Annotated in this window: 23 protein-coding genes; 7 read left to right on the forward strand and 16 right to left on the reverse strand. The window is 64.6% G+C overall.

What is annotated here, in order from left to right:
• Positions 1 to 90: 90 nt before the first annotated feature.
• From ACLCGK_RS09195 to ACLCGK_RS09210, 4 genes are all read right to left on the reverse strand, one after another.
• A complete protein-coding gene (locus ACLCGK_RS09195; protein WP_410951858.1) occupies positions 91 to 1,542 on the reverse strand; it encodes an efflux transporter outer membrane subunit in 1,452 nt (483 codons plus the stop codon).
• Complete coding sequence (locus tag ACLCGK_RS09200) at positions 1,539 to 2,600, reverse strand: HlyD family secretion protein (protein WP_015271753.1); 1,062 nt, start codon at positions 2,598 to 2,600, stop codon at positions 1,539 to 1,541. The genes ACLCGK_RS09195 and ACLCGK_RS09200 overlap by 4 nt, the downstream gene beginning before the upstream one ends.
• Positions 2,601 to 2,628: 28 nt before the next feature.
• A complete protein-coding gene (locus ACLCGK_RS09205; protein ID WP_410951859.1) occupies positions 2,629 to 4,170 on the reverse strand; it encodes an MFS transporter in 1,542 nt (513 codons plus the stop codon).
• Positions 4,171 to 4,397: 227 nt separating this feature from the next.
• Positions 4,398 to 5,306: a LysR family transcriptional regulator gene (locus ACLCGK_RS09210; RefSeq protein WP_015271755.1), complete on the reverse strand. Its 909-nt coding sequence runs from the start codon at positions 5,304 to 5,306 to the stop codon at positions 4,398 to 4,400.
• A 272-nt stretch (positions 5,307 to 5,578) separates the two neighbouring features.
• On the opposite strand from ACLCGK_RS09210, the gene ACLCGK_RS09215 reads away from it, so the two are divergent.
• A complete protein-coding gene (locus ACLCGK_RS09215) occupies positions 5,579 to 6,028 on the forward strand; it encodes a universal stress protein (RefSeq protein ID WP_410951860.1) in 450 nt (149 codons plus the stop codon).
• Between the two features lie 105 nt (positions 6,029 to 6,133).
• Here ACLCGK_RS09215 and ACLCGK_RS09220 read toward each other — a convergent pair whose 3' ends face one another.
• Genes ACLCGK_RS09220 through ACLCGK_RS09235 form a run of 4 tightly spaced genes read right to left on the reverse strand, consistent with a single transcriptional unit; the run spans position 6,134 to position 10,913 of the window.
• Positions 6,134 to 6,994 carry an efflux RND transporter periplasmic adaptor subunit gene (locus ACLCGK_RS09220; protein WP_410951861.1) on the reverse strand — a complete coding sequence of 287 codons (861 nt, stop codon included), beginning with the start codon at positions 6,992 to 6,994 and terminating at the stop codon, positions 6,134 to 6,136.
• 10 nt (positions 6,995 to 7,004) lie between these two features.
• On the reverse strand, positions 7,005 to 7,205 hold the full coding sequence (locus ACLCGK_RS09225; RefSeq protein WP_003257154.1) for a DUF1656 domain-containing protein: 201 nt from the start codon (positions 7,203 to 7,205) through the stop codon (positions 7,005 to 7,007).
• A gap of 4 nt (positions 7,206 to 7,209) precedes the next feature.
• A complete protein-coding gene (locus ACLCGK_RS09230) occupies positions 7,210 to 9,387 on the reverse strand; it encodes an FUSC family protein (protein ID WP_410951862.1) in 2,178 nt (725 codons plus the stop codon).
• Entirely contained in the window at positions 9,384 to 10,913 is a 1,530-nt protein-coding gene (locus ACLCGK_RS09235) for an efflux transporter outer membrane subunit (protein ID WP_410951863.1), read from the reverse strand. Before ACLCGK_RS09235 ends, ACLCGK_RS09230 begins: the two co-directional genes overlap by 4 nt.
• Positions 10,914 to 11,104: 191 nt before the next feature.
• Here ACLCGK_RS09235 and ACLCGK_RS09240 point away from each other — a divergent pair, with 191 nt between their 5' ends.
• Together ACLCGK_RS09240 and ACLCGK_RS09245 are read left to right on the forward strand one after the other, a co-directional pair.
• Positions 11,105 to 12,052 (forward strand): LysR family transcriptional regulator, encoded by a 948-nt coding sequence (locus tag ACLCGK_RS09240; RefSeq protein ID WP_015271759.1) that lies wholly within the window; start codon positions 11,105 to 11,107, stop codon positions 12,050 to 12,052.
• Positions 12,053 to 12,307: 255 nt separating this feature from the next.
• Positions 12,308 to 13,282 (forward strand): 2-hydroxyacid dehydrogenase, encoded by a 975-nt coding sequence (locus tag ACLCGK_RS09245; RefSeq protein WP_410951864.1) that lies wholly within the window; start codon positions 12,308 to 12,310, stop codon positions 13,280 to 13,282.
• 134 nt (positions 13,283 to 13,416) lie between these two features.
• Here the strand turns inward: ACLCGK_RS09245 and ACLCGK_RS09250 are convergent, their stop codons facing one another.
• The gene (locus tag ACLCGK_RS09250; RefSeq protein WP_085627222.1) at positions 13,417 to 14,319 is read right to left on the reverse strand and encodes a DMT family transporter; all 903 of its coding nucleotides are present in this window, start codon (positions 14,317 to 14,319) and stop codon (positions 13,417 to 13,419) included.
• 159 nt (positions 14,320 to 14,478) lie between these two features.
• On the opposite strand from ACLCGK_RS09250, the gene ACLCGK_RS09255 reads away from it, so the two are divergent.
• The gene (locus ACLCGK_RS09255) at positions 14,479 to 15,354 is read left to right on the forward strand and encodes a helix-turn-helix domain-containing protein (protein ID WP_410951865.1); all 876 of its coding nucleotides are present in this window, start codon (positions 14,479 to 14,481) and stop codon (positions 15,352 to 15,354) included.
• A 117-nt stretch (positions 15,355 to 15,471) separates the two neighbouring features.
• Here the strand turns inward: ACLCGK_RS09255 and ACLCGK_RS09260 are convergent, their stop codons facing one another.
• From ACLCGK_RS09260 to ACLCGK_RS09285, 6 genes are all read right to left on the reverse strand, one after another.
• Positions 15,472 to 17,862 (reverse strand): TonB-dependent siderophore receptor, encoded by a 2,391-nt coding sequence (locus ACLCGK_RS09260; RefSeq protein ID WP_410951866.1) that lies wholly within the window; start codon positions 17,860 to 17,862, stop codon positions 15,472 to 15,474.
• Between the two features lie 218 nt (positions 17,863 to 18,080).
• On the reverse strand, positions 18,081 to 19,064 hold the full coding sequence (locus ACLCGK_RS09265) for a FecR family protein (protein ID WP_410951867.1): 984 nt from the start codon (positions 19,062 to 19,064) through the stop codon (positions 18,081 to 18,083).
• A complete protein-coding gene (locus tag ACLCGK_RS09270) occupies positions 19,061 to 19,618 on the reverse strand; it encodes an RNA polymerase sigma factor (RefSeq protein WP_015271766.1) in 558 nt (185 codons plus the stop codon). Before ACLCGK_RS09270 ends, ACLCGK_RS09265 begins: the two co-directional genes overlap by 4 nt.
• A gap of 22 nt (positions 19,619 to 19,640) precedes the next feature.
• Positions 19,641 to 19,967: a DUF3325 domain-containing protein gene (locus tag ACLCGK_RS09275; RefSeq protein WP_015271767.1), complete on the reverse strand. Its 327-nt coding sequence runs from the start codon at positions 19,965 to 19,967 to the stop codon at positions 19,641 to 19,643.
• Positions 19,967 to 21,544 carry a PepSY-associated TM helix domain-containing protein gene (locus ACLCGK_RS09280; protein ID WP_410951868.1) on the reverse strand — a complete coding sequence of 526 codons (1,578 nt, stop codon included), beginning with the start codon at positions 21,542 to 21,544 and terminating at the stop codon, positions 19,967 to 19,969. The genes ACLCGK_RS09275 and ACLCGK_RS09280 overlap by 1 nt, the downstream gene beginning before the upstream one ends.
• A complete protein-coding gene (locus ACLCGK_RS09285; protein WP_410951869.1) occupies positions 21,541 to 21,846 on the reverse strand; it encodes a DUF3649 domain-containing protein in 306 nt (101 codons plus the stop codon). Before ACLCGK_RS09285 ends, ACLCGK_RS09280 begins: the two co-directional genes overlap by 4 nt.
• A gap of 232 nt (positions 21,847 to 22,078) precedes the next feature.
• On the opposite strand from ACLCGK_RS09285, the gene ACLCGK_RS09290 reads away from it, so the two are divergent.
• Together ACLCGK_RS09290 and ACLCGK_RS09295 are read left to right on the forward strand one after the other, a co-directional pair.
• Positions 22,079 to 22,426, forward strand: a complete 348-nt coding sequence (locus ACLCGK_RS09290; RefSeq protein WP_003260689.1) for an HPF/RaiA family ribosome-associated protein — start codon at positions 22,079 to 22,081, stop codon at positions 22,424 to 22,426.
• Positions 22,427 to 22,547: 121 nt separating this feature from the next.
• Positions 22,548 to 22,838, forward strand: coding sequence for a DUF3509 domain-containing protein (locus ACLCGK_RS09295; RefSeq protein ID WP_024087728.1), 291 nt, complete (start codon positions 22,548 to 22,550; stop codon positions 22,836 to 22,838).
• Positions 22,839 to 22,841: 3 nt separating this feature from the next.
• On the opposite strand, the gene ACLCGK_RS09300 is transcribed toward ACLCGK_RS09295, so the two are convergent.
• Positions 22,842 to 23,312 carry a phosphate-starvation-inducible protein PsiE gene (locus ACLCGK_RS09300; RefSeq protein WP_025340608.1) on the reverse strand — a complete coding sequence of 157 codons (471 nt, stop codon included), beginning with the start codon at positions 23,310 to 23,312 and terminating at the stop codon, positions 22,842 to 22,844.
• A 449-nt stretch (positions 23,313 to 23,761) separates the two neighbouring features.
• On the opposite strand from ACLCGK_RS09300, the gene ACLCGK_RS09305 reads away from it, so the two are divergent.
• Positions 23,762 to 24,004 carry a hypothetical protein gene (locus tag ACLCGK_RS09305; protein WP_410951870.1) on the forward strand — a complete coding sequence of 81 codons (243 nt, stop codon included), beginning with the start codon at positions 23,762 to 23,764 and terminating at the stop codon, positions 24,002 to 24,004.
• Positions 24,005 to 24,282: the final 278 nt, after the last annotated feature.

The raw sequence follows: 24,282 nt of genomic DNA on the forward strand, positions 1-24,282 counted from the left end.
ATCGCGACACAAGGCCGCTCCTACATGCGGACGCGATCTCCTGTAGGAGCGGCCTTGTGTCGCGATGGGCCGCAAAGCGGCCCTCAAAAATCACACTTTCTTCACAGGCTGCTCATCAAACGCCTGCCAGCCACCACCCAGGGCCTTGTACAGCCCCACCAGCGCCTGCGACACCGCCGCAGAACTGTCGATCCACTGCTCCTCGCTTGCCAGCAAAGCCCCCTGCACCGTCAGCACATTGAGAAAGTCCACCGCCCCTTCGACATACTGGCGCTGGGCAGTTTCCAGGGCGATGCGGTTCTGCCGCACCGCCTCGGCCAAGTGGTCGCGGCGCAGCTGACTGGCGTTGTACAGGCGTAGCACATCGTCGATTTCATGCCAGGCACCCAGCACCACCTTGCGGTAGTTCAGCGCCGCTTCCTGCTGCTGCGCCTCGCGCAGCTCCAAGGTGCCCTTGAGCCGGCCACCCTCGAAGATCGGCAGCGACAGCTGCGGCCCGAAGGCGAAGCGGCGTGAATCCCAGGCGCCGAAATCGGACAGCTGCATGGCCTGGAACCCGACACTGCCCGACAGCCGGATGCTGGGGTAGAAGTCCGCCTTGGCCACGCCAATGCTGGCGGTGGCAGCATGCAAACGAGCCTCGGCCTGGCGAATGTCCGGGCGGCGTTCGGCCAGTTCGGACGGCAGGCCAATGGCGAACTTCTGCTGTGGCGCAGGCAGTTCGCCGCCCTGCAGCAACTCGGCCTGCAGGCTGCGCGGTGGTTCGGCCACAAGCAGGCTGAGGGCGTTGATCAAGTCGTCGCGCCGCGCTTCCAGGCTAGGCAGGCGTGACTCGATAGAGGCGACCTGGGCACTGGCCTGAGCCACGTCCAGGCGCGTGGCGACACCTTCGGCCTGGCGGTTTTCTGACAATTTCAGGCTGTGCTGGGCGACCTTGAGGTTGTCGCGGGTCACATCGATGGTGTGCTGCACAGCGCGCAGCTGGATATAGTTGCCTGCGGTTTCCGAAAGCAATGCCAACAGCACGCCGCGGCGGTCGTTCTCGGCCACTTCGACCGTGGCATCGGCTGCCTCGACCTGGCGCCGCACACGGCCCCACAGGTCCAGCTCCCAGCCGGCAACAAGGTCACCCTGCCAGAGGTTGAAGGCTTCCTTGCCCGCCTTGCCGGACGGGTCACTCAGGCCTTCGGCACTATTGCGCGCACGGCTGTAGCCGGCGTTCACGTCCACTGACGGTACTTCGTCGGCAGCTACGGTGCTGCGCAGGGCGCGGCTTTGCAGCAGGCGGGCGCTGGCCATCTGCAGGTCGAGATTGCGCTCGGCAACGCGTTGGATCAAGGCACTCAGGCGGGCGTCGTGGAAGCTCTCCCACCAGCGCAGTTCCAGCGGTTCGGCCTGCGGCTGGCTGGCCGCCGCCTCGCCTTGCAGCGGCGCCCACTGTTGCGGGGCCTGGCTGTCAGGGCGCTGGAAGTCAGGGCCCAAGGTGCAGCCGGCCATCAATACGGCCAGCAGCAACGGGCTCAAGCGTAATGCCGCTTTCATCGTGCACTTACCTCTTTGCCGTCCAGCTTGTCACCACGGGTGTCGATGGTCGCTTCCACCGACATGCCCACGCGCAGGCGGGCAAGCAGCGGCTGGCCGTCATCGAAAACGATCTTCACCGGGATGCGCTGCACCACCTTGGTGAAGTTGCCGGTAGCGTTGTCCGGCTTGACCGCGGCGAAGGTCACGCCGGTGGCCGGGGCGATGCTTTCCACATGGCCTTGCAGCTTCTCACCGGCAAAGGTGTCGACGCTGATGCTCACGGCCTGGCCAGGCTGTACGTGGGTCAGCTGGGTTTCCTGGAAGTTGCCGACCACGTAGGCCTGCTGCAACGGCACCACCGACAGCAGGCGGGCGCCCGGGTTGACGTAGGCACCGACACGCAAGGCGCGCTCGCCGACCATGCCGTCCACCGGCGCGGTGATGCGGGTGTAGGACAGATCGAGCTGGGCCTTTTCCAGCCCTGCCTCGGCCCGCTTCAGCTGGCCGTCGGCACTGGCCACCTGGGCGGTAAGGATATCCACCTGCTTGCGCGCCGCTACCAGTGCCGCCTGGGCATTGGCCAGGCGTGCGCGGGCCTGGTCGACCCCGCTGCGTGCCTGCTGGGCGTTCTGCACGGTGCCGGCACCTTGCTCGGCCAGGCGGCTGTAGCGGTTGACCTCATGGTCGGCAAACGCAGCTTCGGCCTGGGCCGCTTTCACTGCAGCCTCAGCCTGGGCAATCAGCGACGCCTGGCGCTCGAGCGTGGCACGGGCATCGGCGCTTTGCGCCTGGGCCACCAGCAACTGCGCCTGCGCGGCATCCAGCGCGGCCTGGTAGTCACGGGCATCGATGGTAGCCAGCAACTGGCCAGCCTTGACCTGCTGGTTGTCTTCCACCAGCACCTCCTTGATGAAGCCGGCGATCTTGGGCGCGACCACGGTGTAGTCGGCGACAACATACGCGTCATTGGTGCTCTGGCGGTGGTCGCTGCCGAACATCCAGGGGCCGACGATGGCAGCCAGGACGGCCACGGCAAGCACCGAGCCGATGAACAGGGTTTTGCGGTTGTTGGTCATTTAAGTGGTTCTCGAATTCATCCAGGGTTCAGGCCACCGCGCGCGGCGGATAGACCCGGGTAGGCACGAAAGGAATCAGGCAGATCAGGGCCACGGCAATGCAGGCCATGACCAGGTAAAGATCGGCCGAGGTCAGCACCAGCGCCTGGTTGTGGATGCGCCTGGCCAGGCCGGCTGCGCTACCGTCGACCAGCGGGGCGTTGCCCAGGCTGTCCACCAGGTGGTTGGAATGGAAGTGCCGGCGCAGGGTGCCAAGGGCGTCCAGCAGGCCACCGGCGATCACCGCGGCCAGGCCTTTGACAGTGTTGAACCAGCTGGAGGCGAACGGGCCTTCCTGTGGGGTCATGCCGTTGGTGGACAGCATCAGCAGCGGCAGCACTGCCATTGGCTGGCCGAACACCTGCAACAGGTAGAACGGGTAGAAGTCACCACGGATCCACTCGCTGGTCAGCAGGCTGCTGCCGACACAGGACACCGCCAGCATCGCCAGGCCGATCCCTAGCACCCAGCGGCAGTCCACTGCGCGGATATTGCACAGCGCCGCCGTCAACGGCAGGGCGACCAGCTGCGGCATGGCCACCAGCATCATCAGCGGGCTGGTCTGCGCCGGGCGGTAGCCCTGAATCTGCGCCAGATAGGCCGACGGAATGCTGCCCACGCCCGAGAGCACGATCAGCACACCGGCCAGGGTCACCAGAGCGAAACTCAGGTTGCGCCGCGACAGCATGCGCAACTGGAAGAATGGCAACGGCTCGGACCATTCGTTGTACATGAACAGCACCAGCAACAGCAGGCCACCGCCGAGCAGCCAGCAGATCAGCGGGGAATCGAACCAGCCCCAGCGGTCACCCAGCGACAGGCCCAGCACGATGCAGCTGATGGCGGGCAGGCCGAGCAGCACGCCGCGCCAGTCGAACTGCTTGAAGCGCTCCAGGCGCATCGGGTCCTGCGGCAGGCCCCAACCGACGCAGAACATGGCCAGCGCCGAGGGCAGGATGATCTGCCAGAACGCCCACTGCCAACCGACGTATTCGGTCCACAGCCCTGCCAGCGGTGTGCCGAGGTTGGGGCCGAAGGTGGCGGTGAGGGCATAGCAGGCCAGGCCATAGACCTTGATGCCCGGTGGCAGGAAGCGCAGGGCCACGCTCATCAACATCGGCGGCAAGGCGCCAGAGGCGAAGCCCTGGAGCACACGCAGCAGCATCAGGCTGTGCAGGTTGGGGGCGAACGGTTGCAGCAGGCCGAGCACGGCGAACAGGCCGATGGCGCTCATGGTGAAGCGCCGCAGCGAGAACGTGGTGGCCAGCCATGGCGCGAAGGCCATGGCCGAAACCGAGGCGGCGCTGTAGGCCGCCAGCAGCCAGGCGCCTTCGTCGGCACCGATGCCCATGGCCCCACGGATATCGGCCAGGGAGATCTTGGTCACCGACTCGTTGAGGCCCGCGCACAACACGGCCAGCAGCACACCGAACAGCCCGACCACTACCTGCAGGCCGAACGCAGTCTGCGCAGGCGCGGCCGGCGCGGGGGCGGCGGCAATCGCGGCAGACGGGGCGGGCAGGGAACTCATGGGCAGACATCTCCAGCAACAAATTTGCGACTGGAGCAAGTCTAAGAAGGTCGAATGCTGACGAAAACTGACTTATCGGTAGGTTTATGTTGCGCTGGACGCAATCCACCTTTTGCAGGTCTGGCCCTATCGCCGGCAAGCCAGCTCCCACAGGTACTGCGCAGGTTTCGAAATGTGCACAAATTCTGTGGGAGCTGGCTTGCCGGCGATGAGGCCCTCACAGGTAATCAAGGGTCGACACTGCAGCAAGCCTTCAGGGTCTGCCGCAACCACCGATGTGCCGGGTCATTGTGAAACCGCGGGTGCCATGCCTGCAGCACGGTCACTCGCTCCAGCGGCACCGGGATCTCGAACGAGCGCAGCGGCAGCCCGAGCTTGTGCACGCTGTTGAGGATGTTGGCCGGCATCGGCAGGATCAGGTCGGAATCCGGCAGCGAGAAAAGCGCCGAGTGAAAACTCGGGGTAATCAGCGCCACCCGCCGCTGCACCTTGAAGTTGGCCAGCTCCACATCGATCGGCCCATTGGCCCGTCCACGGCGGGACACGCTGATCTGTGGATAACTGGCAAAACTGTGCGCCGTGATCGGCTGCTCGAAGATCGGGTGGTCGCGCCGCGCCAGGCCCACATAGTAGGTCTGGAACAGGCTCTGCACCTTGATCTCCGGCCCCAGGTCCACGGTCGAGCTGATGATCAGGTCGGTACGCCCGTCGCGCAGCACGCTGTCGTCATCGCCGCCGGGGCTTTCCGGCACGAAGCGCAGCACCGTGCGCGGTGCCTGTTCGTGCATGCGCCGCAGCAACTGGGCACCGTACAGGGCGATGAACAGGTCGTTGGTGCGGATGTTGAAGGCCCGGTCAAGCTTGGGCAGGTCGACCTCGTCGCCACTGCGGAACACCTCGCCGGCCTGCTCCACCAACGCCGCCACCTGCTCGCGCAGGGCCAGCGCCCGCGGCGTCGGCACCAGGCCACGGCCGGCGCGCACCAGGATCGGGTCACCCAACGCATCGCGGATACGGCCCAGGGTCCGGCTCATCGCCGCCGGGCTGAGGTTCATGCGCTGCGCCGCGCCGACCACGCTGCCTTCGTCGAGCAGGGCATCGAGGGCGACGAGCAGGTTCATGTCCGGGAGTTGCATGGCCGTTTTCCGTTACAGCTGTGGGGAATGGCGATGGTAGCAGGTTGCTGGATTGCACCAGACGCAATGCGCTCGTGCGTGGTGGGGCATTTATTCACTGGCAGTGTTCGGCCTTAAATGAAGCATCGGCAGGTCTGACCCTTTCGCGGGCACGCCCGCTCCCACAGGAACCTCACAATGCTCGAGTGATGTGCGGTACCTGTGGGAGCGGGCATGCCCGCGAAAGGGCCGCCCCTGCAGATACATCACCCAGCTTTTGCCAAGGACCCCACATGCCCAGCCCCGTCCTGATCGCCATCGACGCCTCCCCTGCATCCACTGCCCTGCTCACCCTCGCCCGCCGCTATTGCAGCCCCGGCGAGCACGAACTGCATGTGCTGCTGGCCATCGACTCGACCTTCGCCGTCCACGACCAACCCGCGCCTTACACCGCAGAAGAACTGGAAGAATACCCCGCCGCCTGCGAAGAGCAGCACCAGGCCGACCAGGCCGTGGCCGAGGCGGTGCGCGAGTTGCAGCAAGCCGGCTTCGCCAGCCGGGGCTGCATGGTGGCCGGGCAGCCGGTCGAGGCGATCGTGGCCAAGGCGCAGGAACTGAATTGTGAACTGATCATCATGGGCCACCGCCACCTGTCGCGGCTGGGGCGGATGCTGGACCCGTCGATCAGCGCGAAGGTGATTGATCGGGTGAGGGTACCAGTGTTGGTGGGGGCAGCGAGCTAACTGCGCCGCTCCCACAGGATTTGCGCCAGCCCCAAGAGCAGCGCACCACTTGTGGGAGCGGGCAAGCCAGCGAAGAGGCCAGTAGCTGCACCACCTCACCCCGGCTCAGCCCTCGCTCGGCTTCACTACCACCGTACAAGTCGTCCCCGCCGCCAGCAAAAACCCGTCCGGCACTTCATCGATATGAATGCGCACCGGCACCCGCTGCGCCAGCCGCACCCAGTTGAAGGTCGGGTTCACATCGGCGATCAACTCGCGGCTTTGTGGGTTGTCGCGGTCGTAGATGCCGCGGGCGATGCTCTCCACGTGGCCCTTGATGCGCTCGCCGCTCATCATCTGCAGCTCGGCCTGGTCACCCACCTTCACATGCGGCAGCTTGGTCTCCTCGAAGAACCCGTATACCCAGAACGAATTCTCGTCGACCACCGCCATCACCGCTTCACCGGTACGCGCATAGTCACCCTTGTGGATATTCAGGTTGGTCACGTAGCCGTCCACCGTGGCCACGATATGGGTGCGCTTGAGGTTCAGTTCGGCGGCAGCCAGCTCGGCAAGGGCCTGCTGGTAGTCCGCCTGGGCGGAGTTGGCGATGTTGCTGGCGTCGTCGCGGTTTTCCTTGGAGATCACCAGGTTGTCCATGTCGGCACGGCGCTTGGCGTTGACCTTGCGCATCTCCCAGGTGGACTTGCGCGATGCAACCTGCGCCTTGGCCTGGTCGACCGCCAGTTGGTAATGCTCGGGGTCGATCTGGATCAGCAGGTCGCCCTTCTTCACCCGCTGGTTGTCCTTGACCGGCACGTCCACCACATAGCCAGGCACGTCGGCAGCGACGTTGATGATGTCGGCACGCACACGACCGTCGCGAGTCCAAGGCGTGGTCATGTAATGCAGCCACAACTGGCGACCGATCACCACCGCAGCGGCAAGCACCAACAGGGTGGCGATCAGGCTGAAGAACTTTTTCATCGAAGGATTCTCACCAGTAGAGCGACAGCGCCAGGGCGCCGAACAGGCAGACGAACAGGCTCAGGCGCAGCAGCGCCGGGTGCCAGAAGAAGCGGTAGCCATCATGGCTGGCGATGTACCGGTCCAGGCCCCAGGCCAGGCCCAGGGCGAACAGGAACATCAAGGTCATGGTGGGCATGTACACGCCATGGAAGGCGATTTCACGGGGCATGGTTTCACGGAGCATCGTGCAGTCCTTTCGCCGGTGCCAACGGCGACTGTGGGTCGAGCAGGGAAGATCGGATGAAGTGCAGGTAGCTTTGCGCGCGGCGCAGCACCGAAGTGTCGAAGTGGCGGGCGAAGGGCTCGTCGGTGGCCTGCACGCGGGCGATGGCGTGGTCCACTGCCACCAGCGCGCGTTCGTGGTTGCTGGCGCTGGGCTGAAGGAACAACCGGGCCAGGGCACGGCCCATCACGCGGATCGCCTGGCGCCAGGGCTGCGACTCGGCGTAGGCCGGGTGCACCGGCGCGCGGGCCTGCTCCTTGCGCAGCTCGATGATGGCATGGCCGATTTCCAGCACGGTGAACATCCAGCCCATCAACTGGCTCTGTACCTGCGGCTTGCCGGCTGCCAGGCCATAGGCCTGGTGCAGCAGGTCACGGGTGCGGCTTTCGAAGGCTGAACCCAGGCCGCGCAGGCGCCCGCTGATGGCGAACAGCACCTGCTCGCGCAGTTCCTGCTCCAGGCGGCTCCACAGCCAGCGGCTGTTGGGCGGCAGGATGATCGCCCCGGCAGCGGCACAGACGAACATGCCGATGACCATGCCGATGTAGTCGTTGATGAAGGTGTACGGGTCATACACGGTGAGGTTGTTCGGCACCGAGCCGATGGCGAAGAACACCAGCAGGCCGATGCCGTAGCCGGCATACGCCGGCCGAGACGAAAGGAACGCGCCCAGCACGAACACCGGCGCCAGGACCATGCAAAGCAGTGGGAAACCGTCGATCCAGGGGAACACGAAGAAGGTTTCGAAGAAGCCGACGACGGCACCAATCGCCGTGCCGCAGGCCATCTGGAACGACATGCGCTTGGGGTTCGGCGAGGCCGCCGACAGGCCCACGGTGACGGTGGCGATCAGGGTCATCATGGCGCCGCTGGGCCAGTCGCTGAGCAGCCAGTAGCTGCCCAGCAACAACAGCACCGCCGAGGCGCGCACACCGGCGGCCAACGATACCAGCCAGCTGGTCTGCGCTACGTAGGGCTCATCCCACTGCTCGCGTTCGTGCCGGTGCGCGGCTAGCGAGGCATGGGTTTCGGCATAACTGTACATCTCGTCGACGAAGCGGTAGAGCAGCTCGAAGGCAGTATGGAAGTCGAGCAGGTCGGACTCGCTCGGCTCGGTTGCCAGGTACTCGGCGCGCAAGCCGCGCACCTGTGCCTGCAAGCCTTCCTTGTAGGCGGCCAGCTCCAGGGTCAGGCGCAGCGCATCGGCGTCGGTCAGCGCCCGGCCCACGTAAGGCTGCAACAGCTCCACCAGGGTGTTCAGGCCTGGCTCGATGGCGCCGACGATCTGCAGCGGGCCGCGGGCGCGAAGGCGTTCCAGCAAACGGTGCAGGGCATTGAAGCGCGTGGTGATGGCCATGAACTCGCTATTCATGCGCACCAGGCGACCAGAGCGCCGGCGCATGTGCGGGTCTTCGAAGGCGGTGACGTTGCGCAGGCTCTCGAGGCCCACTGCTTCAGCGACGAAGCGCACGTTGCTGCTCTCGAAGCGGTCCCGCTGGCTTTCGCCGCGCAGGGCCTCGACCACCACCCCCGCGAAAACGCCAAAGCGCTGGTACAGGGCGTTGCGCATGGCGGCACTGGCCGACTGCGGCAGGATCACGGCGCTGACGAAGGTCGACACCAGAATGCCCAGAGCAATTTCCAGCACCCGCCATACCGCCGCCATGAATGCCTGGTCGGGGTGCTGCAGCACCGGCAGGCCGATCATCGCCGCTGTATAGCCGGCCAGCACGAAGCCATAGGCGCGGAAGGTGCGGTAGCGCATGGCACCGGCCGAGCACAGGCCTACCCACAGGGCCAGGCTGGGCAGAAACAGCTCGGTGTTCTGCGGGAATATGGCGATCAGCGCCACCATCATCGCCGAGCCGGCCAGGGTGCCGAGCACCCGGTAGAAGCTCTTGGCGAACACATGCCCGCTTTGCGGCTGCATGACGATGAACACGGTGATCATCGCCGTGCGCGGTTGGGGCAACTCCAGGCGCATGGCCAGCCACAGGGTGATGAACGCAGCGGCCAGCACCTTGAAGATGTACACCCAGGTCACCCCGTCGGTGCGCGCCCAGGCAAAGAAGCCCCGGCGCCATTCCAGGCTCTGCAGCCAGCGCACGGGCAAACTGGAAGTGCTCATTCGGCGTTATCCAGCTTCTTGTCGAAAATGGCCAGGGTGGCCGGGGTTTTCGGTGCGGCCTGGCGCTCCTCTTTCGGCACATCCTGACCAGCCTGCAAGCCACCGCCCAGGGCGGTGACCAACTCGGCATGGGCAATCAGGCGGGCAGCCTGCACCTGCTGTTGCACCTGCTGCTGGCGGAACAGCAAAGTCTGGGCGTTGAGCACGTTGAGGTAGTCGGTAAGGCCACGCTGGAAGGCGACCATGGCGATGTCGTAGGTTTTCTGCGCGGCCGCGACCGACTCGGCGGCGAAGTGCGACTGCTCCTTCATCGACTCACGGCGGATCAGCTGGTCGGAGATGTTCTTCAGCGCACCGACCACGGTCTGGTTGTAGCGCGCCACGGCCACGTCATAGCCCGCCGAGGCCACGCCCAGCTGCGAGCGCAGGCGGCCACCGTCGAAGATCGGCAGGCTGATGGCCGGGCCGACGTTGTAGTTGAACTTGCGCCCGGTGAGGAATTCCAGCGGGCCACCACCGGTTGCCATGAAGCCAAGGCTGCCGACCAGGTCGACGTTGGGGAAGAAGCCGGCGTGGGCGACATCGATGCCCCGCGCCTGGGCGGCTACCTGCCAACGGCTGGCGACCACGTCGGGGCGCTGGCCGACCAGTTCGGCCGGCAGGTTCGACGGCAGCTTCAGCGGCGCGGCCAGGGCCAGGCTCGGGCGCTGCAACTGCGCGCCCTCCCCCGGGCCCTTGCCGGCCAGGGCGGCCAGCTGGTTGCGGGCCAGGGCAATTTCTTCGTCCAGGCTGTCGAGCTGGCGGTGGGTTTCCGGCAACGGCGCTTCAGCCTGGCTGACTTCGAAGTGAGTGCCGATGCCGGCATCCAGGCGGCGCTTGGCCAGGGCCAGGATCTGCTCCTGCTGTTCCAGCTCGGCCTTGACGATATCGCGCTGGGCGAAGTGCAGGCTCAGCTGGATGTAGGCGCGCACCACGTTGTTCTGCAGCTCCAGTTGCGCCTGGCGGGCTTCGGCCACGCTCATATGCGCCTGGTCCACGGCCTGCTCGCTGGCGTTGCGTTCGCGGCCCCACAGGTCGAGTGCATAGCTAAAGCCAATGGCGGCGTTGTTGTCCCAGGTATTGGCGCCGGACAGCGCGCCCGGGCCATAGAACTGGTCTTCAGGCCAGTTGTGGCGCTTGAGCGTGGCCTGGCCGTTGGCCTGGAGCTTTTCCGCCGATTCGACCACGCCGGCCATGGCCTTGGCTTCGCGTACCCGCGCAGCAGCCATGGCCAAGCTCGGGCTGCCGGCCACGGCCAGGGCAACCCAGCGGTCCAACTGTGGGTCGCCATAGGCGTGCCACCACTGCTGGTCGGGCCAGTGGGCGTCGGTCGCGGCTTCGCGTATGGCCGCGTCGGTGGTCAGGGTATTGGCTTGCAGCGTCTTGCTTTGCGGGGCAATGCCCCAGGTTCCGATACAGCCGCTCAAGGTGAGGGCAAGGGCACAGGCACTGAACGCATTGAGCGTTCTGATGATGCGACGCGGCACAGCTGCGATTTCCCGAGGAAGAGGTGAAGGGGCCGGGCAATTCTAGGGGGCGGCAGCACTGGCGATAAGCGTGGATTCCTGCGAATCTTTGTTACCAAAACAGCGATAATCCGCCTTTGGTCGAAGGCAACTTTTCATCTTTTTTACGTTACTTCGTGACACAATTTTGTCCTCTACATCGAGAGTGACCCATGGACACCCTGCAAAATATGCGTGCTTTCAGTTGCGTAGCCCAACTCGGCAGCTTTACCGCTGCCGCCGGGCAACTGGATACGACCACCGCGAACGTGTCGCGGGCGGTCTCCAACCTGGAAGCCCATCTGCAAACAAGGCTGCTCAACCGCACCACCCGCCGCATTGCGCTGACCGAAGCCGGCAAGCGCTACCTGATGCGTTGCGAACAGATTCTTACCTATGTCGAAGAAGCCGAGGCCGAGGCCAGCGACGCCCATGCCCGCCCGGCCGGGATGTTGAAGGTGCACTCGATGACCGGTGTCGGCCAACATTTCGTGGTCGATGCCATCGCCCGCTACCGCGAATCGCACCCGGACGTGACCTTCGACCTGACCATGGCCAACCGCGTGCCCGACCTGCTCGACGAGGGCTATGACGTGTCCATCGTGCTGGCCACCGAACTGCCCGACTCGGGGTTCGTGTCCCAGCGCCTGGGCATCACCTACAGCATCGTCTGCGCCTCGCCCGCCTACATTGCCCGCCACGGCGTGGCGCACAAGCCTGCCGACCTGCTCAAGCACGCCTGCCTGCGCATGGTCAGCCCGGTGATCCCGTTGGAAAAATGGCTGTTCGACGGGCCGGAAGGCCAGGAGATGGTCAACATCACCAGCTCGCCGTTCATGGTCAATACTGCCGATGCCATGAAGACCGCCATCCGCAGCGGCATGGGCGTGGGCGTGCTGCCGATCTATTCGGCCATCGACGGCCTGCGCGATGGCAGCCTGGTACGGGTGCTGCCCGAGTACCGGCTGCAGGAGCTGAACCTGTACGCCATCTACCCGTCGCGGCAGTACCTGGATGCCAAGATCAAGACCTGGGTGGAGTACCTGCGCAACTCGCTGCCGGAGATTCTGGCAGCCCATGAGGCGGACCTGAAAACCCATCAGGTGATGATCGCCAACTAAAAAGCTGCTGCATTGCGGGGGCGGACAATGGTAGGTTGCTAACCATTGTCAGGCCATTCGCGGGCACGCCCGCTCCCACAGGTAATGCACAGGCCTTCAATCTGTGCGGTACCTGTGGGAGGGGGTGTGCCCGTGAAAAAGCCCCCCCCCCCCCAAGGGAAAGAAAAGTTCTTGAGGCCTGTGCGGTACCTGTGGGAGCGGGCGTGCCCGTGAAGAAGCCCCCACCGCCCCACCGCCTTGCAGAGAAGTTGCCCGATGAAAAAGACCGTCCTGGCCTTCAGCCGTATCACCCCGGCCATGGCCGAACGCCTGCAGCAAGACTTCAACGTGATCGTGCCGAACCCCAAGCTCGGCGACATCAATGCCCAGTTCAACGAAGCCCTGCCCGAGGCCCATGGCCTGATCGGCGTTGGCCGCAAGCTCGGCCGGGCGCAACTCGAAGGGGCGGCCAGGCTGGAGGTGGTATCCAGCGTGTCGGTCGGCTACGACAACTACGACCTGGACTACTTCAACGAACGCGGCATCGCCCTGACCAACACCCCCGACGTGCTGACCGAAAGCACCGCCGACCTGGGCTTCTCGCTGATCATAGGCTGCGCCCGCCGCACCGCCGAGCTGGATGCCTGGACCAAGGCCGGCAACTGGCAGGCCACCGTGGGCCCGGCCCACTTCGGCAGCGATGTGCACGGCAAGACCCTGGGTATCGTCGGCATGGGCAACATCGGTGCCGCCATTGCCCGTCGCGGCCGGTTCGGTTTCAACATGCCGGTCATCTATTCCGGCAACAGCCGCAAGAGCGCGCTGGAGCAAGAGCTGGGCGCGCAGTTCCGCAGCCTGGAGCAACTGCTGGCCGAAGCCGACTTTGTCTGCATCGTGGTGCCGTTGTCCGATGCCACCCGCAAGCTGATCGGTGCGCGTGAGTTGCAACTGATGAAGCCGAGCGCGTTCCTGATCAACATCGCCCGCGGGCCGGTGGTGGACGAGGCGGCGCTGATCGAGGCACTGCAGAACGGCACCATTCGTGGTGCGGGCCTGGATGTGTACGAAAAAGAACCGCTGAGCAATTCGCCGCTGTTCAAGCTGCCCAATGCCCTGACCTTGCCGCACATTGGCTCGGCCACTGCCGAAACCCGCGAGGCCATGGCCAACCGGGCAATCGACAACCTGCGCGCGGCGCTGCTGGGTGAGCGGCCGCGGGACCTGGTGAACCCGCAGGTGTGGAAGGGCTGATCGCCCCCTGCTGCCTGCCCTGGCCCTTTCGCGGGCTCGCCCGCTCCCACAGGTACACCACCGCCCTAAAGGCCTGTGCAGTACTTGTGGGAGCGGGCGAGCCCGCGAAAGGGCCGGCACAGGCAACCCATCACCTATTTGGCCACCACAACACCCTCAGCCACCCTGGCCTTGGGCTTGCGAAACACCAGCACATTCCCCGCCATCACCGCCACCAGCCCCAACAATGCCGGCGCCGTCCACTGATACCCCTCGGCCACCGCCGACACATTCAGCGCCACCAACGGGAACAGCACCGTGCAGTACGCAGCCCGCTCCGGCCCCATGCGCCCGACCAGGGTCAGGTAGGCGGTAAAGGCGATCACCGAGCCCGGCACCACCAGGTACAGCAACGAGCCTATGTACCGCACGTTCCACTCCATGCTGAACGGCACGCCGCTGACCACGCAGAACACCGCCAGCATCACCGCCCCGTAGACCATGCCCCAGGCATTGGTGGTCATGGGCTTGAGCCCGGCCTTCTGCTGCATGCTCGACAGCATGTTGCCGGCCGAAAAGCACAGCGTGCCGAGCAGGGCCAGGCCAAGGCCGTACAGGGTTTCGCGGCTGGCCGCGTGGTGGGACAGCTCGGGCCAGAACAGCAGCCCCAGGCCAAGGAGCCCCAGGGCGCCGCCGCCGAGCACGTTGCTGGCGATCTTCTGGCCGAAGAAGATCCGCGCATTGAGTGCATTCCACAGGGTGGCGGTGGAGAACACCACGGCGATCAGGCCGCTGGCAATCCACTGGCTGGCACTGAGGAAGCAGATGAAGTTGACGCAGAACAGGCACAGGCCCTGGGCCAGACAGATCTGGTGGCCACGCCGGTTCATTGGCTGCAGGCGGCGGGTGAGCAGCAGGAAGGCGAACAGGATCAGCCCGGCCAGGGCGAAACGGTAGACGATCGAGACCGGAATGGCGACCACACCCAGCTGGAGTTTAAGGGCGATCCAGGTGGTGCCCCAGATCAGGACGGTTAGCAAGTAGAGTGACAGGTTCATCGGTGGGGCTCCTCCGGCGATCGAGGGCGCAGCCCTCGCCGAGGCCTCCAGTTTCATCCGGGGGCCCCTCCCCGGCTTGCACAAACTTGCGCATTTGTCCCGCTGGTAGCTGTAAGCCTGGCCAAGGCGCAGTAGGATGGCTGGCAAGAGGAACCGCCCATGACGCCACTCACCCAGCTGCAAGTGTTCAACGCCATGCACGCCTCGCCCCACGCCCGGCTGGAGCTGAGCGCGCACCTGGGCGACGGGCTGGCGGCGGCGTTGTGGAGCAACCGCGACGATGCCCGCGACTACCAGGCACCGAGCCATCACACCCTGTCGTGCTACATCGCCGACGGCACCGGCACCTTTCGCCGCCAGCGCCCCGGCGATAAAGGGGCGCCCGACAAGCTGTGCGTGATGCCAGCTGGGCAGGAATCGAACTGGGTGGTCAATGGCGCGATCCGCCTGGCGCACCTGTATGTCAGCGAAACGCAATTCGCCCTGGGCTGCGTGCGCCTGCTCGACCGTGAACCGCGTGAGCTGCAACTGCGGGAAGCGACCTTTCTCGACGACCCGCAGCAAGCCAAGCGCTTTCGCCAGCTGATAACCCTGGACTGGGATGAACCTGGCGAACGCTTGCTGGCCAGCAGCCTGGCGCACGAGATCGTCGACCATGCGCTGCTCAACCAGGTCGGGCTGCGCCAGGGCCTGCGCCTGAAAGGCGGGCTGGCACCGAGCCTGCGCCGGCAAATGGTCGACTACATCGAAGCGCATCTCGACCAGCCCATCACCCTGGGTGAACTGGCCTTGCGCTGCAACCTTTCCGAATACCACTTTGCGCGCATGTTCCGCGCCAGTTTCGGGCTGCCGCCGCACCAGTACCTGCTGGCCCGGCGGCTGCATCGGGCCTGCCAGCTACTGCGGCTGGGGGTGATGCCGCTGGGGGAGATTGCCCTGTTGTGCGGGTTTGCCAGTGCCAGCCATTTCAGCAACCGGTTCCGCCAGGCGGTCGGAGCAACGCCTGGTGAGTACCGTAGTGCTTTCTGTTCGTGATATTGGGGCCGCTTTGCGGCCCTTCGCGGGCACGCCCGCTCCCACAGTGACCGCGGCGCTGCCCATACTTGTGGGAGCGGGCGTGCCCGCGAAGGGCTGCAAAGCAGCCCCAAATGCCTAGAACTCGAAGGTACTGGACAAGCTCACCTGCCGCGCATCGCCAATGGCCACAAAGTACTGGTTCACCGCCGAGCTGTAGTAAACCTTGTCGAACAGGTTCTTCACGTTCAGCTGCAACAGCACCTTGTGCTCGTCGAGCCTGGTCTCGTAGCTGGCAAAGGCATCGGCCACGGTATAGGACGGCAGGTCGAAGGTGTTGGTCGGGTTGCCAGCGCGCTCGCCCACGTATCGGGCCCCCGCGCCAATGCGCAGGCGATCGCCGCCGAACAGGCTGCCATAGTCATACACCGCCGACAGCGAACCACTGTGGCGGGCCACGTTCTGCAGGCGGTTGCCCTTGAGGTCCGGGTCCTTGGTCACTTGCGCATCGGTGAAGGCATAGCTGCCAATCAGGCTCCAGCGCTCGCTCAACTGACCAGTCAGGTCCAGCTCAACACCCCGTGAGCTGACCTCTCCAGCATTGCTGTACACCGTTTCGCGCGTACTGGTATCAAAGTTGGAAACCAGCACGTTGCGCTTGGTGATATCGAACAACGCCAGAGTGCCTGTCAGGCGGCCCGGCATGTCGAGCTTGGCGCCCAGTTCCCACGATTTGCCCTCCTCCGGCGCCACCGACGAGTCGAGCACTACATTGCCGACCAGCGGCGCGATAGTCGAGTTGGGCTTGAACGACTCGCTATAGCTGCCATAAAACGACAGTTGATCATCGACCTTGTAGACGATACCTGCATGCGGCACCCACGCCTGGCCATTGATGTCGGTGTTGGCCTTGAAAGGGCGGCCACGGCCAGCGTACTGGTCGAACTGCTGGAAGCGCGCACCAGCCACCAGGATCCAGTGATCATCCAGGTGCAGCGCGTCCTGCACGAACAACGCGTCGGTGCGCAGCTTGTCGGTCTGGTCGCTGTCACTGGCTTTGACGGTGGTGCCCTCCACTTCCTGCCCGTAGACCGGGTTCATATAGCTGAAGGTGGATTGGGCGGTCTGCCGGATCATGTCACCGCGGAAAATCTTGCGGTCCTCGTGATCGATGCCGAACAGCAGGTCGTTCTGCATCCCGGCCAGTTGCACATTACCGGCCAGGCTCAGGGTGGCGAACTGGTCACGGCTCATGGCGTTGTGGGTGCCGTCGATGCTGCGCGACAGCGTGCCGCTTTTTTCATTCACGCCGGTCACCCGCACCTGGCTGGCATCATAGGTTTCGCGGTTGAAGCTGTAGCCGAAGTGCAGCTTCCAGTCATCGGCAAGCTGGTGGTCGACTTCCAGACGGTACAGGTCGGAGCGCCCTTCCATGTCGTTGAAGGGCTCGTCCAGGCGTCGCGTGGCTGGGATGTCCAGCGGGTGGCCGTTGTTGCCGAACGCCGTGCCACGGTCGAAGGGGTAGAGAAACTCGCGATGCTCGTAGGCCAGCACCACTTGGGTATCCTCGCCCAGCCAGGCCAGCGATGGCGCTACCAGCGACTCACGGTGCACGCCGTAGTTGCGCCAGTAGTCCTCATCTTCGTGGTCGACGATCAGCCGATAGGCGAAGTTGCTGTCGCCCAGTGCGCCGCTACTGTCAAACCCGCCACCGCTGCCGTTCTTGCCGCTGCCGTAGGTCGACCCGCGCACGGTCAGGGCGTTGTACTGCTCGAGTTGCGGGCGCTTGCTGACCACGTTGATCACCCCGCCTGGGTCCTGGATGCCGTACAGCAGCGAGGCCGGGCCCTTGAGCACTTCGACCCGCTCGGTGCTGGCGTTGAGGCTGCGGCCCTGCACGATGGGCATGCCATCGCGCATGATCGAGCCGTCGCGGTTGTCGCCGAAGCCGCGCTTCATCACCGTGTCGGAGGTGCCACCGAAATTGTTGCCCTGGGTGATGCCGCTGACATTGGCCAGAGCGTCATCAAGATTGCGTGGGGCCTGGTCACGGATGACCTGGGCCGGCACCACATTGATGGCCTGGGGGATGTCCTGGCTCGGGCCCTGCCCGCGCATGATCGAGGCGGTAGCCGGGGGCTGGTAGCTGTAGTCGTCCAGTTGCGAGGTCACGGTGATGGCCTGCAGGTTGAGGGCGCCGGAGGTGTCCACTGCTTCGAGGGTGAGCGTGCGTGCATCGACGCGGCGCCAGGCCAGCCCGGTAGTGCCCAGCAGCTGTTGCAGGGCCTGTTCGGCGCTGAACCTGCCGTTCAATGCTGGCGCCTGCACACCTGGCAGTTCCAGGGTGTAGACCACGCTCTGGCCGGTGGTGCGGCTGAAGGCGCTGAGTGCCTGGGCAAGGGGTTGCGCTGGCTGGGCGAAGGCATACGCCTGCTGCTGCTCGGCGGCACAGGCCAGGGGGGCGACAGCGAATGCCGGGAGCGCGGAAAGGCCGAGCCAGAGAGGGACGCAACGCGGGGTGAACTTCATGGACGCTGACCTGTGAGAGGGATATGACTGCGAATGAATCGCACTTCCACTCATTACACGGATGCCACGTCCTGTTACCTCACCCGTTGCCTGAAAAATTTTTTCCCTGTGCCGGCCCCTTCGCGGGCACGCCCGCTCCCACAGGGACTGCACAAGTTTCGAATCCAGTGCAGTACCTGTGGGAGCGGGCAAGCCCGCGAAGAGGCCGGCACAGGCGACTACCGGATGACAGTCAACCGCCCCAGCACTGTCTGCCGCGAAAAGCCCATCACCTTGCCCAGCGAATCCAGCGCCAGCAATGGCTCGGCCACGGGGAAACTGCCACTGACCTTGCGCTGCCCCAACTCATCCTCGAGCAACAGGATGCGCCCCGGGTAATAGCGCCCTAGGTCTTCGACCACCTGAGCCAGCGGCACCTGGTAGTAGTTCAGCCAGCCCTGGCGCCAGGCCAGGCGGTTGTCACTATCCACCGCCAGGGTGTCGCCGACTTGGCCGGCAGCATAGGCCACCTGCTGGTTGGCCGTCAGTTCACGCGCTGCTGCGCCCGGCGCCGGGCTCACCGCCACCCGCCCGCTGCTCACAGTGACCTGGGCCCCCTCGTCCTGCTCGCGCACTTCGAACTGGGTGCCAAGCACGCGCACCTCGCCACCGGCAGCTTCCACTACGAACGGCGTGCCGGTATGCGTGACCTGGAAGAACGCCGCGCCATGCAACAACCGCACGCGGCGCTCGCCCTGCACAAAATCGACTGCAATCGCGCTCCCCGCATCCAGCGTCACCTGCGACTGGTCGGCCAAGGTCACCTGGCGAACTTGACCAGCACTGCTGTAGTCGGCCTGCAGGTCCTGCAGCCACAGGGCCGGGTGCCAACCACCGGCAACGCCCACGGCCAGTACCAGGCACGCAGCCACCGCCAGCGCCGCGGCCCGCTGCCGCCAGGGGTGCCTGGCCGGTGGCGTGGCCATCACATCCAGGTAACGTTGCAGGCTTGCCTGTTCTTCAGCGGCCAGGCGCGCCGCCGGGGCGGCGCTGTTCTGCCACAGCGCCTGGGCCTGGGCGTAGGCCTCACGGTGCCCAGGTTCGGCCAGCAGCCAGCGCTTGAACGCCGCGCCCTCGGCTTGCGCAGGCTGCTCGTTGATGCGGCTGAGCCATTGCAGTGCAGCCCGGGACTGCGCCTCGGTGATCGGCGGTAATCGGCTCATCGACGGGCACTCCCTGGCCGGCGTGGGGTGGACGCGGGCTCGGCAACACTCGCCTTGCACGCTTCGAGGGCGCGCATCATATGCTTTTCCACAGCACTCTGGGACAGTTGCATGGCCTTGGCGATCTCGCCGTACTTGCAGCCGTGGATACGGTTGAGCAGGAAGATCTGCCGGGTGCGCTCGGGCAAGGCGCGCAAGGCAGCGTCGATGCGCTGCAAGTCGTGATCGACCTCCACGGCCTGTTCCGGGGCCTGGGCCATGGCCGCTTCATCCAGCGGCAACACAGCTTCGGCTGCGCGCTCGCGGCTGCCTTCGCTGCGCAGGTGGTCGATGGCGAGGTTCCCGGCGCAACGCAGCAGGTAGGTATCCAGCGCCTCGACCTTGACCTCAGGGCGACGCCAGAAGCGCAGGAACAGCTCCTGGACCAGGTCCGATGCCGTCGCCCGGCAGCCGACCCGGCGGCTCACCAGGGCCTCCATGCGTGCCCGCTGGGCCTGGAACACCTGGACGAAACGCGCACGCCCGCCGCCGCTTTCGGCATCCGCCTCGATCATGTCGCCCGGCTCGCTCACCTGGTCACTCGGCGAACACGGCCAGCAACGGCCCCAGCACCACGCTGGCGGCGGCCAGGCCCAGCAACAGGCGGGGCTGGTATGGCAGGCCGAACACCCACAGGGTCACCCCGGCCATCATCACTGCGGTCCACTCCACCAGGCCATGGGCCCAGCCCCGCAGGTGCACGCTGAGCACCAGCGACAGCACCAGCAACAGCCAACCGGCACTGCGCAACAGGCGCAACTGCCCGGGGCGCGGCTTGCGCCCGAGCAGGTCGACGAAGTGCTTCTCCATGGCCAGGCACAGGGCAACGAAGCCGGCGTAAGCGATCAGTGCATTACCCAGCATCAGCTCGCCTCCGCCGTCTCAGTGCTTGGCTTCCTTGCCGCACGAGGGGCCCGCATGGCCACAGCCTTCGGGCTGTGTAACATCTTGCCGGCCAACCAGGCCAGGAACAGGCCGGTGCCCAGCGCTGTCAGGTCGAAACCAGCCATGGCCCAGTCACCCGCAGGTAGCGAATGGTTCAGGCCCTGGCCGGTGGTCAGGCCGTTAAGCAGCGGCAGCAAGGCGAAGGCCAGCGCGCCCAGTGCCAGTTGCTCGCCCCATGCCCGTCGCCCACTGCGCAACACGGCATGCACCAGCGACAGGCCCCAGACGGTGAAGAAGGCGTTGACCTCCCAGTCGGCCCGGCCTTCGACGCCCATCGGGATCAGGCGGTTGGCCCAGAAGAAGCCCGCCACGGCCAGCAACAGGCCGCTCATGCTGGCGATATTGAGCACCTCGACCAGGCGCAGTTCGCCCGGCAGGCGTTCGCTCCTGGCATGCTTGAGCTGGCGCTTGCCCAGCCACATCACCAGGCCGGTGCCAATCACCGCAGTACCGGCCACGCCAAAGAAGAAGTACAGCCAGCGCAGCCAGGGCCCGGCGAAATTGCCCATGTGCAGGCCGGCAAAGCTGAAGGCAGTCATCATTGCCCCGCTCTCCGGTTTGCCCTGGCCCAGCAGAGCACCGCTGACGCCATCGAAGGTCCAGTTGGCGCTACGCCGGTAAGCCACGTGGTCGGCAGCCGATTGGGTGAAGGTAACGCGGGCATTGCTGTCGCCGGCATTTTCCACCTGGATACGGCCGATACGCGCGCCCGGTTGCAGGTCCTGCACCTTGGCATAGAGGCTCGGCAACGGTACCAGCGGCGCGGCCACATGGGCCGCCTTGGGCGCATTGTTACGGTCGAACAGTTCGTTGAAGTACTTGCCGGTGTCATTGCCGTAGCTGGCCATGATGCCCGCCGGCATCACCATGTACATGAACAACACCAGGCTGCTGTAGCTGATCATCAGGTGGAAGGGCAGCACCAGCACGCCAATGGCGTTGTGCCCGTCCAGCCAGGAGCGCTGGCCCTTGCCTGGACGGAAAGTGAAGAACTCCTTGAAGATTTTCTTATGGGTGATGATGCCGGTGACCAGCCCCAACAGCATGATGAAGGCGCACAACGTCGATAGCCATCGGCCGAAAGGGTGTGGCATCTGCAACTGGAAGTGGAAACGGTAGAAGAACTCGCCACCGCGACTGTCGCGTGCCGCCACCGGCTGCCCGGTCTGGGTATCAAGGGTCTTGGTGACGAAACCGCGTGGCCCGCCATTCGGGTCGCGATAACCCACGTTCAAGGCGGCCTCGCGTGCGTTGGGCATACGAATCAGCCAGGTGCCCGAATGCCCTGCATTGTCCTGCAGATAACGCTGGGCCACCTCCAGGCTATGGCTCGGGTCCAGCGCATGGCTTCGTACTTCTGGTTGCGTCCAGTGCGTGATTTCTTCCTTGAAATACGACAGCGTGCCAGTGAGGAAGATGGCGAACAAAAGCCAGCCGAAGATCAGGCCGGTCCAGGTGTGCAGCCAGGCCATGGCCTGGCGGAAGCCTTCTTTCATGGGGTTTTCATCCAGTATGCCAACCCGGCGATCGCCCCCAGCAGCACGCTTGGCGCCAGTACGCCCAGCCAGGCGCGCAAAGCGCTGCGGCTGGCAAAGCACCAGATGAACGCCAGCAGGTAGAAAACGAATGACAGCAGCAGGCCGGTGAGCGTGGCATCGACCCGTGGCAGCGGCGCTACCAGGGAAATGCAGACGCTGGCCACGGACGCCAGCAGGTAGCCACCCAGCAGCGCGGCAAGGCTGCGTGACGTCACGGCCAGGCGATAGCTGAGCGAGAGACCGGCGGTTTTGCGCGTCATGGCGATGGTCCGGGCGTTTTCGGGGCTGCAATAATAATGATTTCAATTCTCATAAGCAAAGGCCACGCGATGAGTCGCCTGCTGCCTTGAATGCAACAAGAAATTTATTTTCAAAAAGGGCTTGAATTCGTTTCGCCGTTGCCTGACCTTAGAGTCAAGAGACGCAGAAATACCAAGGGTCTCAGAGGCCTAGGCGCGTCTCCATGCGAGCAAGCTGAATAAGGATTGAATCATGCAAATCCAGGTCAACAGCAGCAACCATTTCGAAGGCAACGCCCGGCTCGACCAGTGGGTCCGCAGCACACTGCAGAACTCGCTGGAACGTTACGAAGACGACCTCACCCGCATCGAGGTGCACCTGCGCGACGAGAACGGCGCCAAGCCCGGACCGCATGACAAACGCTGCCAGATGGAGGCTCGCCCCAAAGGCCATCAACCGATTTCCGTGACCCACACCGCCACTTCGCTGGACCAGGCGGTCGATGGTGCCGCCACCAAGCTCAACCACGCGCTGGAACACTTCTACGGCAAACTGCGCAGCAAGCGCGGCGCCCTGGAACTGAGTGACCCAGACGCCTGATCGGCAACGCAAGACGCCCGGCCTGATGCCGGGCGTTTTCGTTTGTATCGATCGATGGCGCTGAACCAACAGGTAATTTCCCCGGTCAACTTCTGCATTCATTCACCGCAGAAGCATGACCATGAACAACCCATTCGAACGAATCAGTGCTGCATTCGCCCCCGAATACCGGGTCAACCTGAGCATCGCAAACCTCGACGGCAGCATCATGCTGACCCTGTCCGACGACGCTGGCGTGGTCGCCAAGCGCCTCATCACCCAGGCCCAGCGCAATGATCCGGTGCGCCTGCAGCGGGTGATCGACAGCATCCGCCTGGGCCTGGCCATCGAGCACAACCAGAACCCCCTTCAGGTGCTGGCCGCGCTGACCCGTGACGCCCGCCACGAGCCGCGCCATTTCATCGCCAACTGAGGGCTACTTGCCCTCCTCCACTTCCTTGCCGTTGGCATCCAGCACCTTGGTCGAGGGGTAGCGGTACGAAGCGTAGCGCACCACCAGGATCGCGAACGCCAGCAACAGGATGCCACCGCACACGTACAACAGCCCTACGTCCGGCGCCTTGTGGTGCGAAACGTCGCCGATCAGCAGGCGGGTCAGCGCGGTGATGGCCACGTACAGCAGGAAGCGGATCGGCATGTGGTTGGTCTTGAAGTAGATACCGACCATCGCCCCCAGCTCCAGGTAGATGAACAGCAGCAGGATGTCATCGACACTGACACCGCCCTTGCCGAGCATGTCCAGGAACGTCATCACTGCCGCATAGGCGGTGATCGCGCCAATGCCGAACAGCGCCAGGTAATGGAATGCCTCGACGCACAGGTTGCCCAGCGAGTCGGCCGAGCCGTGCAGGCCCTTGCGCAGCTTTTCTGCCCATTTGATGTTCACGATGTTCCATTCCCCGATACGTCTTGAAGGATGATGCGTCACCGGCGTGACGCTTGTGCCATGCAGTTAAAAGGCCAGGCCCCTGCCTTGGAAGGCGACCGATTGCCGCAAGGCACCTTCAGGCGTGGCAAGTTGCCAGAAACACGACCATGCGCTGGGGAAAAATCAGATTTAACCACTTCCTTGCAGGGCATTTCCCAAAGATACTCCCTGCCATTGTGCTGTTCGGGGATGAGCACTAGTCTCGGACCGTCGCTGCCAAACAGCGACCGGCTTTGACAGGCCGCCCTGAACTAACCACATGGCTTTGCCTTTATGGCAGCTGTCATGGGGCACCTCGTGTGCGCCGGCTTTTGGTTCTGTTCACCGGTCTGTCAACCCATGCACAGCTGCCGCCTTCCTGTTTGACAGCAGGAGGCGGTGGCCCCAACTTTGAACAGGCCTTAATCATGCTGAAAGTAGTCCCCGATCCACCCCACACACCCCATTCCCTTGAAGACACCCTGATCCAGGTCACGGACTACGCGCTGTGCGCTGCGACCGTTGTGCATCAGGCCATGCTGCTGCAGCCCAAGTCGCCGGCGTCGGTTTTGATGATGACGTCGATGCATGAACTGGAGACGCTGCGGGCTTTGCTGGAGTCGGCATTGATTCAGGTGCAGATGCCCACTGGGCCCAGGACTTTGCACTAGGGCATAAGCAATGTGTTGCCTGTTCCGACCTCTTCGCGGGCACGCCCGCTCCCACAGGATCTTCACAGTACTCAAGACTTGCACAGTACCTGTGGGAGCGGGCGTGCCCGCGAAAGGGCCAGAGCAAGCAGTCGAGAAATTTCAGGGGGATTCAACAATGACCACAGAAGACACCCAGTTCACCGTCGGCAAAACCACCTTCTACCAAGGCGAACACGGCACCCATCCACTGTTCCGCATCGAGCCCGGCATCCCCTGCCGCGATGCCCGCGAGCAGT

The sequence above is a fragment of the Pseudomonas sp. S1(2024) genome, assembly GCF_046557535.1.

Coding starts and splice junctions, on each gene's coding strand:
- ACLCGK_RS09195 (WP_410951858.1), bottom strand. CDS start 1,542: ATGAAAGCGGCATTACGCTTGAGCCCGTTGCTGCTGGCCGTATTGATG.
- ACLCGK_RS09200 (WP_015271753.1), bottom strand. CDS start 2,600: ATGACCAACAACCGCAAAACCCTGTTCATCGGCTCGGTGCTTGCCGTG.
- ACLCGK_RS09205 (WP_410951859.1), bottom strand. CDS start 4,170: ATGAGTTCCCTGCCCGCCCCGTCTGCCGCGATTGCCGCCGCCCCCGCG.
- ACLCGK_RS09210 (WP_015271755.1), bottom strand. CDS start 5,306: ATGCAACTCCCGGACATGAACCTGCTCGTCGCCCTCGATGCCCTGCTC.
- ACLCGK_RS09215 (WP_410951860.1), top strand. CDS start 5,579: ATGCCCAGCCCCGTCCTGATCGCCATCGACGCCTCCCCTGCATCCACT.
- ACLCGK_RS09220 (WP_410951861.1), bottom strand. CDS start 6,994: ATGAAAAAGTTCTTCAGCCTGATCGCCACCCTGTTGGTGCTTGCCGCT.
- ACLCGK_RS09225 (WP_003257154.1), bottom strand. CDS start 7,205: ATGCCCCGTGAAATCGCCTTCCATGGCGTGTACATGCCCACCATGACC.
- ACLCGK_RS09230 (WP_410951862.1), bottom strand. CDS start 9,387: ATGAGCACTTCCAGTTTGCCCGTGCGCTGGCTGCAGAGCCTGGAATGG.
- ACLCGK_RS09240 (WP_015271759.1), top strand. CDS start 11,105: ATGGACACCCTGCAAAATATGCGTGCTTTCAGTTGCGTAGCCCAACTC.
- ACLCGK_RS09245 (WP_410951864.1), top strand. CDS start 12,308: ATGAAAAAGACCGTCCTGGCCTTCAGCCGTATCACCCCGGCCATGGCC.
- ACLCGK_RS09250 (WP_085627222.1), bottom strand. CDS start 14,319: ATGAACCTGTCACTCTACTTGCTAACCGTCCTGATCTGGGGCACCACC.
- ACLCGK_RS09255 (WP_410951865.1), top strand. CDS start 14,479: ATGACGCCACTCACCCAGCTGCAAGTGTTCAACGCCATGCACGCCTCG.
- ACLCGK_RS09260 (WP_410951866.1), bottom strand. CDS start 17,862: ATGAAGTTCACCCCGCGTTGCGTCCCTCTCTGGCTCGGCCTTTCCGCG.
- ACLCGK_RS09265 (WP_410951867.1), bottom strand. CDS start 19,064: ATGAGCCGATTACCGCCGATCACCGAGGCGCAGTCCCGGGCTGCACTG.
- ACLCGK_RS09270 (WP_015271766.1), bottom strand. CDS start 19,618: ATGATCGAGGCGGATGCCGAAAGCGGCGGCGGGCGTGCGCGTTTCGTC.
- ACLCGK_RS09275 (WP_015271767.1), bottom strand. CDS start 19,967: ATGCTGGGTAATGCACTGATCGCTTACGCCGGCTTCGTTGCCCTGTGC.
- ACLCGK_RS09280 (WP_410951868.1), bottom strand. CDS start 21,544: ATGAAAGAAGGCTTCCGCCAGGCCATGGCCTGGCTGCACACCTGGACC.
- ACLCGK_RS09285 (WP_410951869.1), bottom strand. CDS start 21,846: ATGACGCGCAAAACCGCCGGTCTCTCGCTCAGCTATCGCCTGGCCGTG.
- ACLCGK_RS09290 (WP_003260689.1), top strand. CDS start 22,079: ATGCAAATCCAGGTCAACAGCAGCAACCATTTCGAAGGCAACGCCCGG.
- ACLCGK_RS09295 (WP_024087728.1), top strand. CDS start 22,548: ATGAACAACCCATTCGAACGAATCAGTGCTGCATTCGCCCCCGAATAC.
- ACLCGK_RS09305 (WP_410951870.1), top strand. CDS start 23,762: ATGCTGAAAGTAGTCCCCGATCCACCCCACACACCCCATTCCCTTGAA.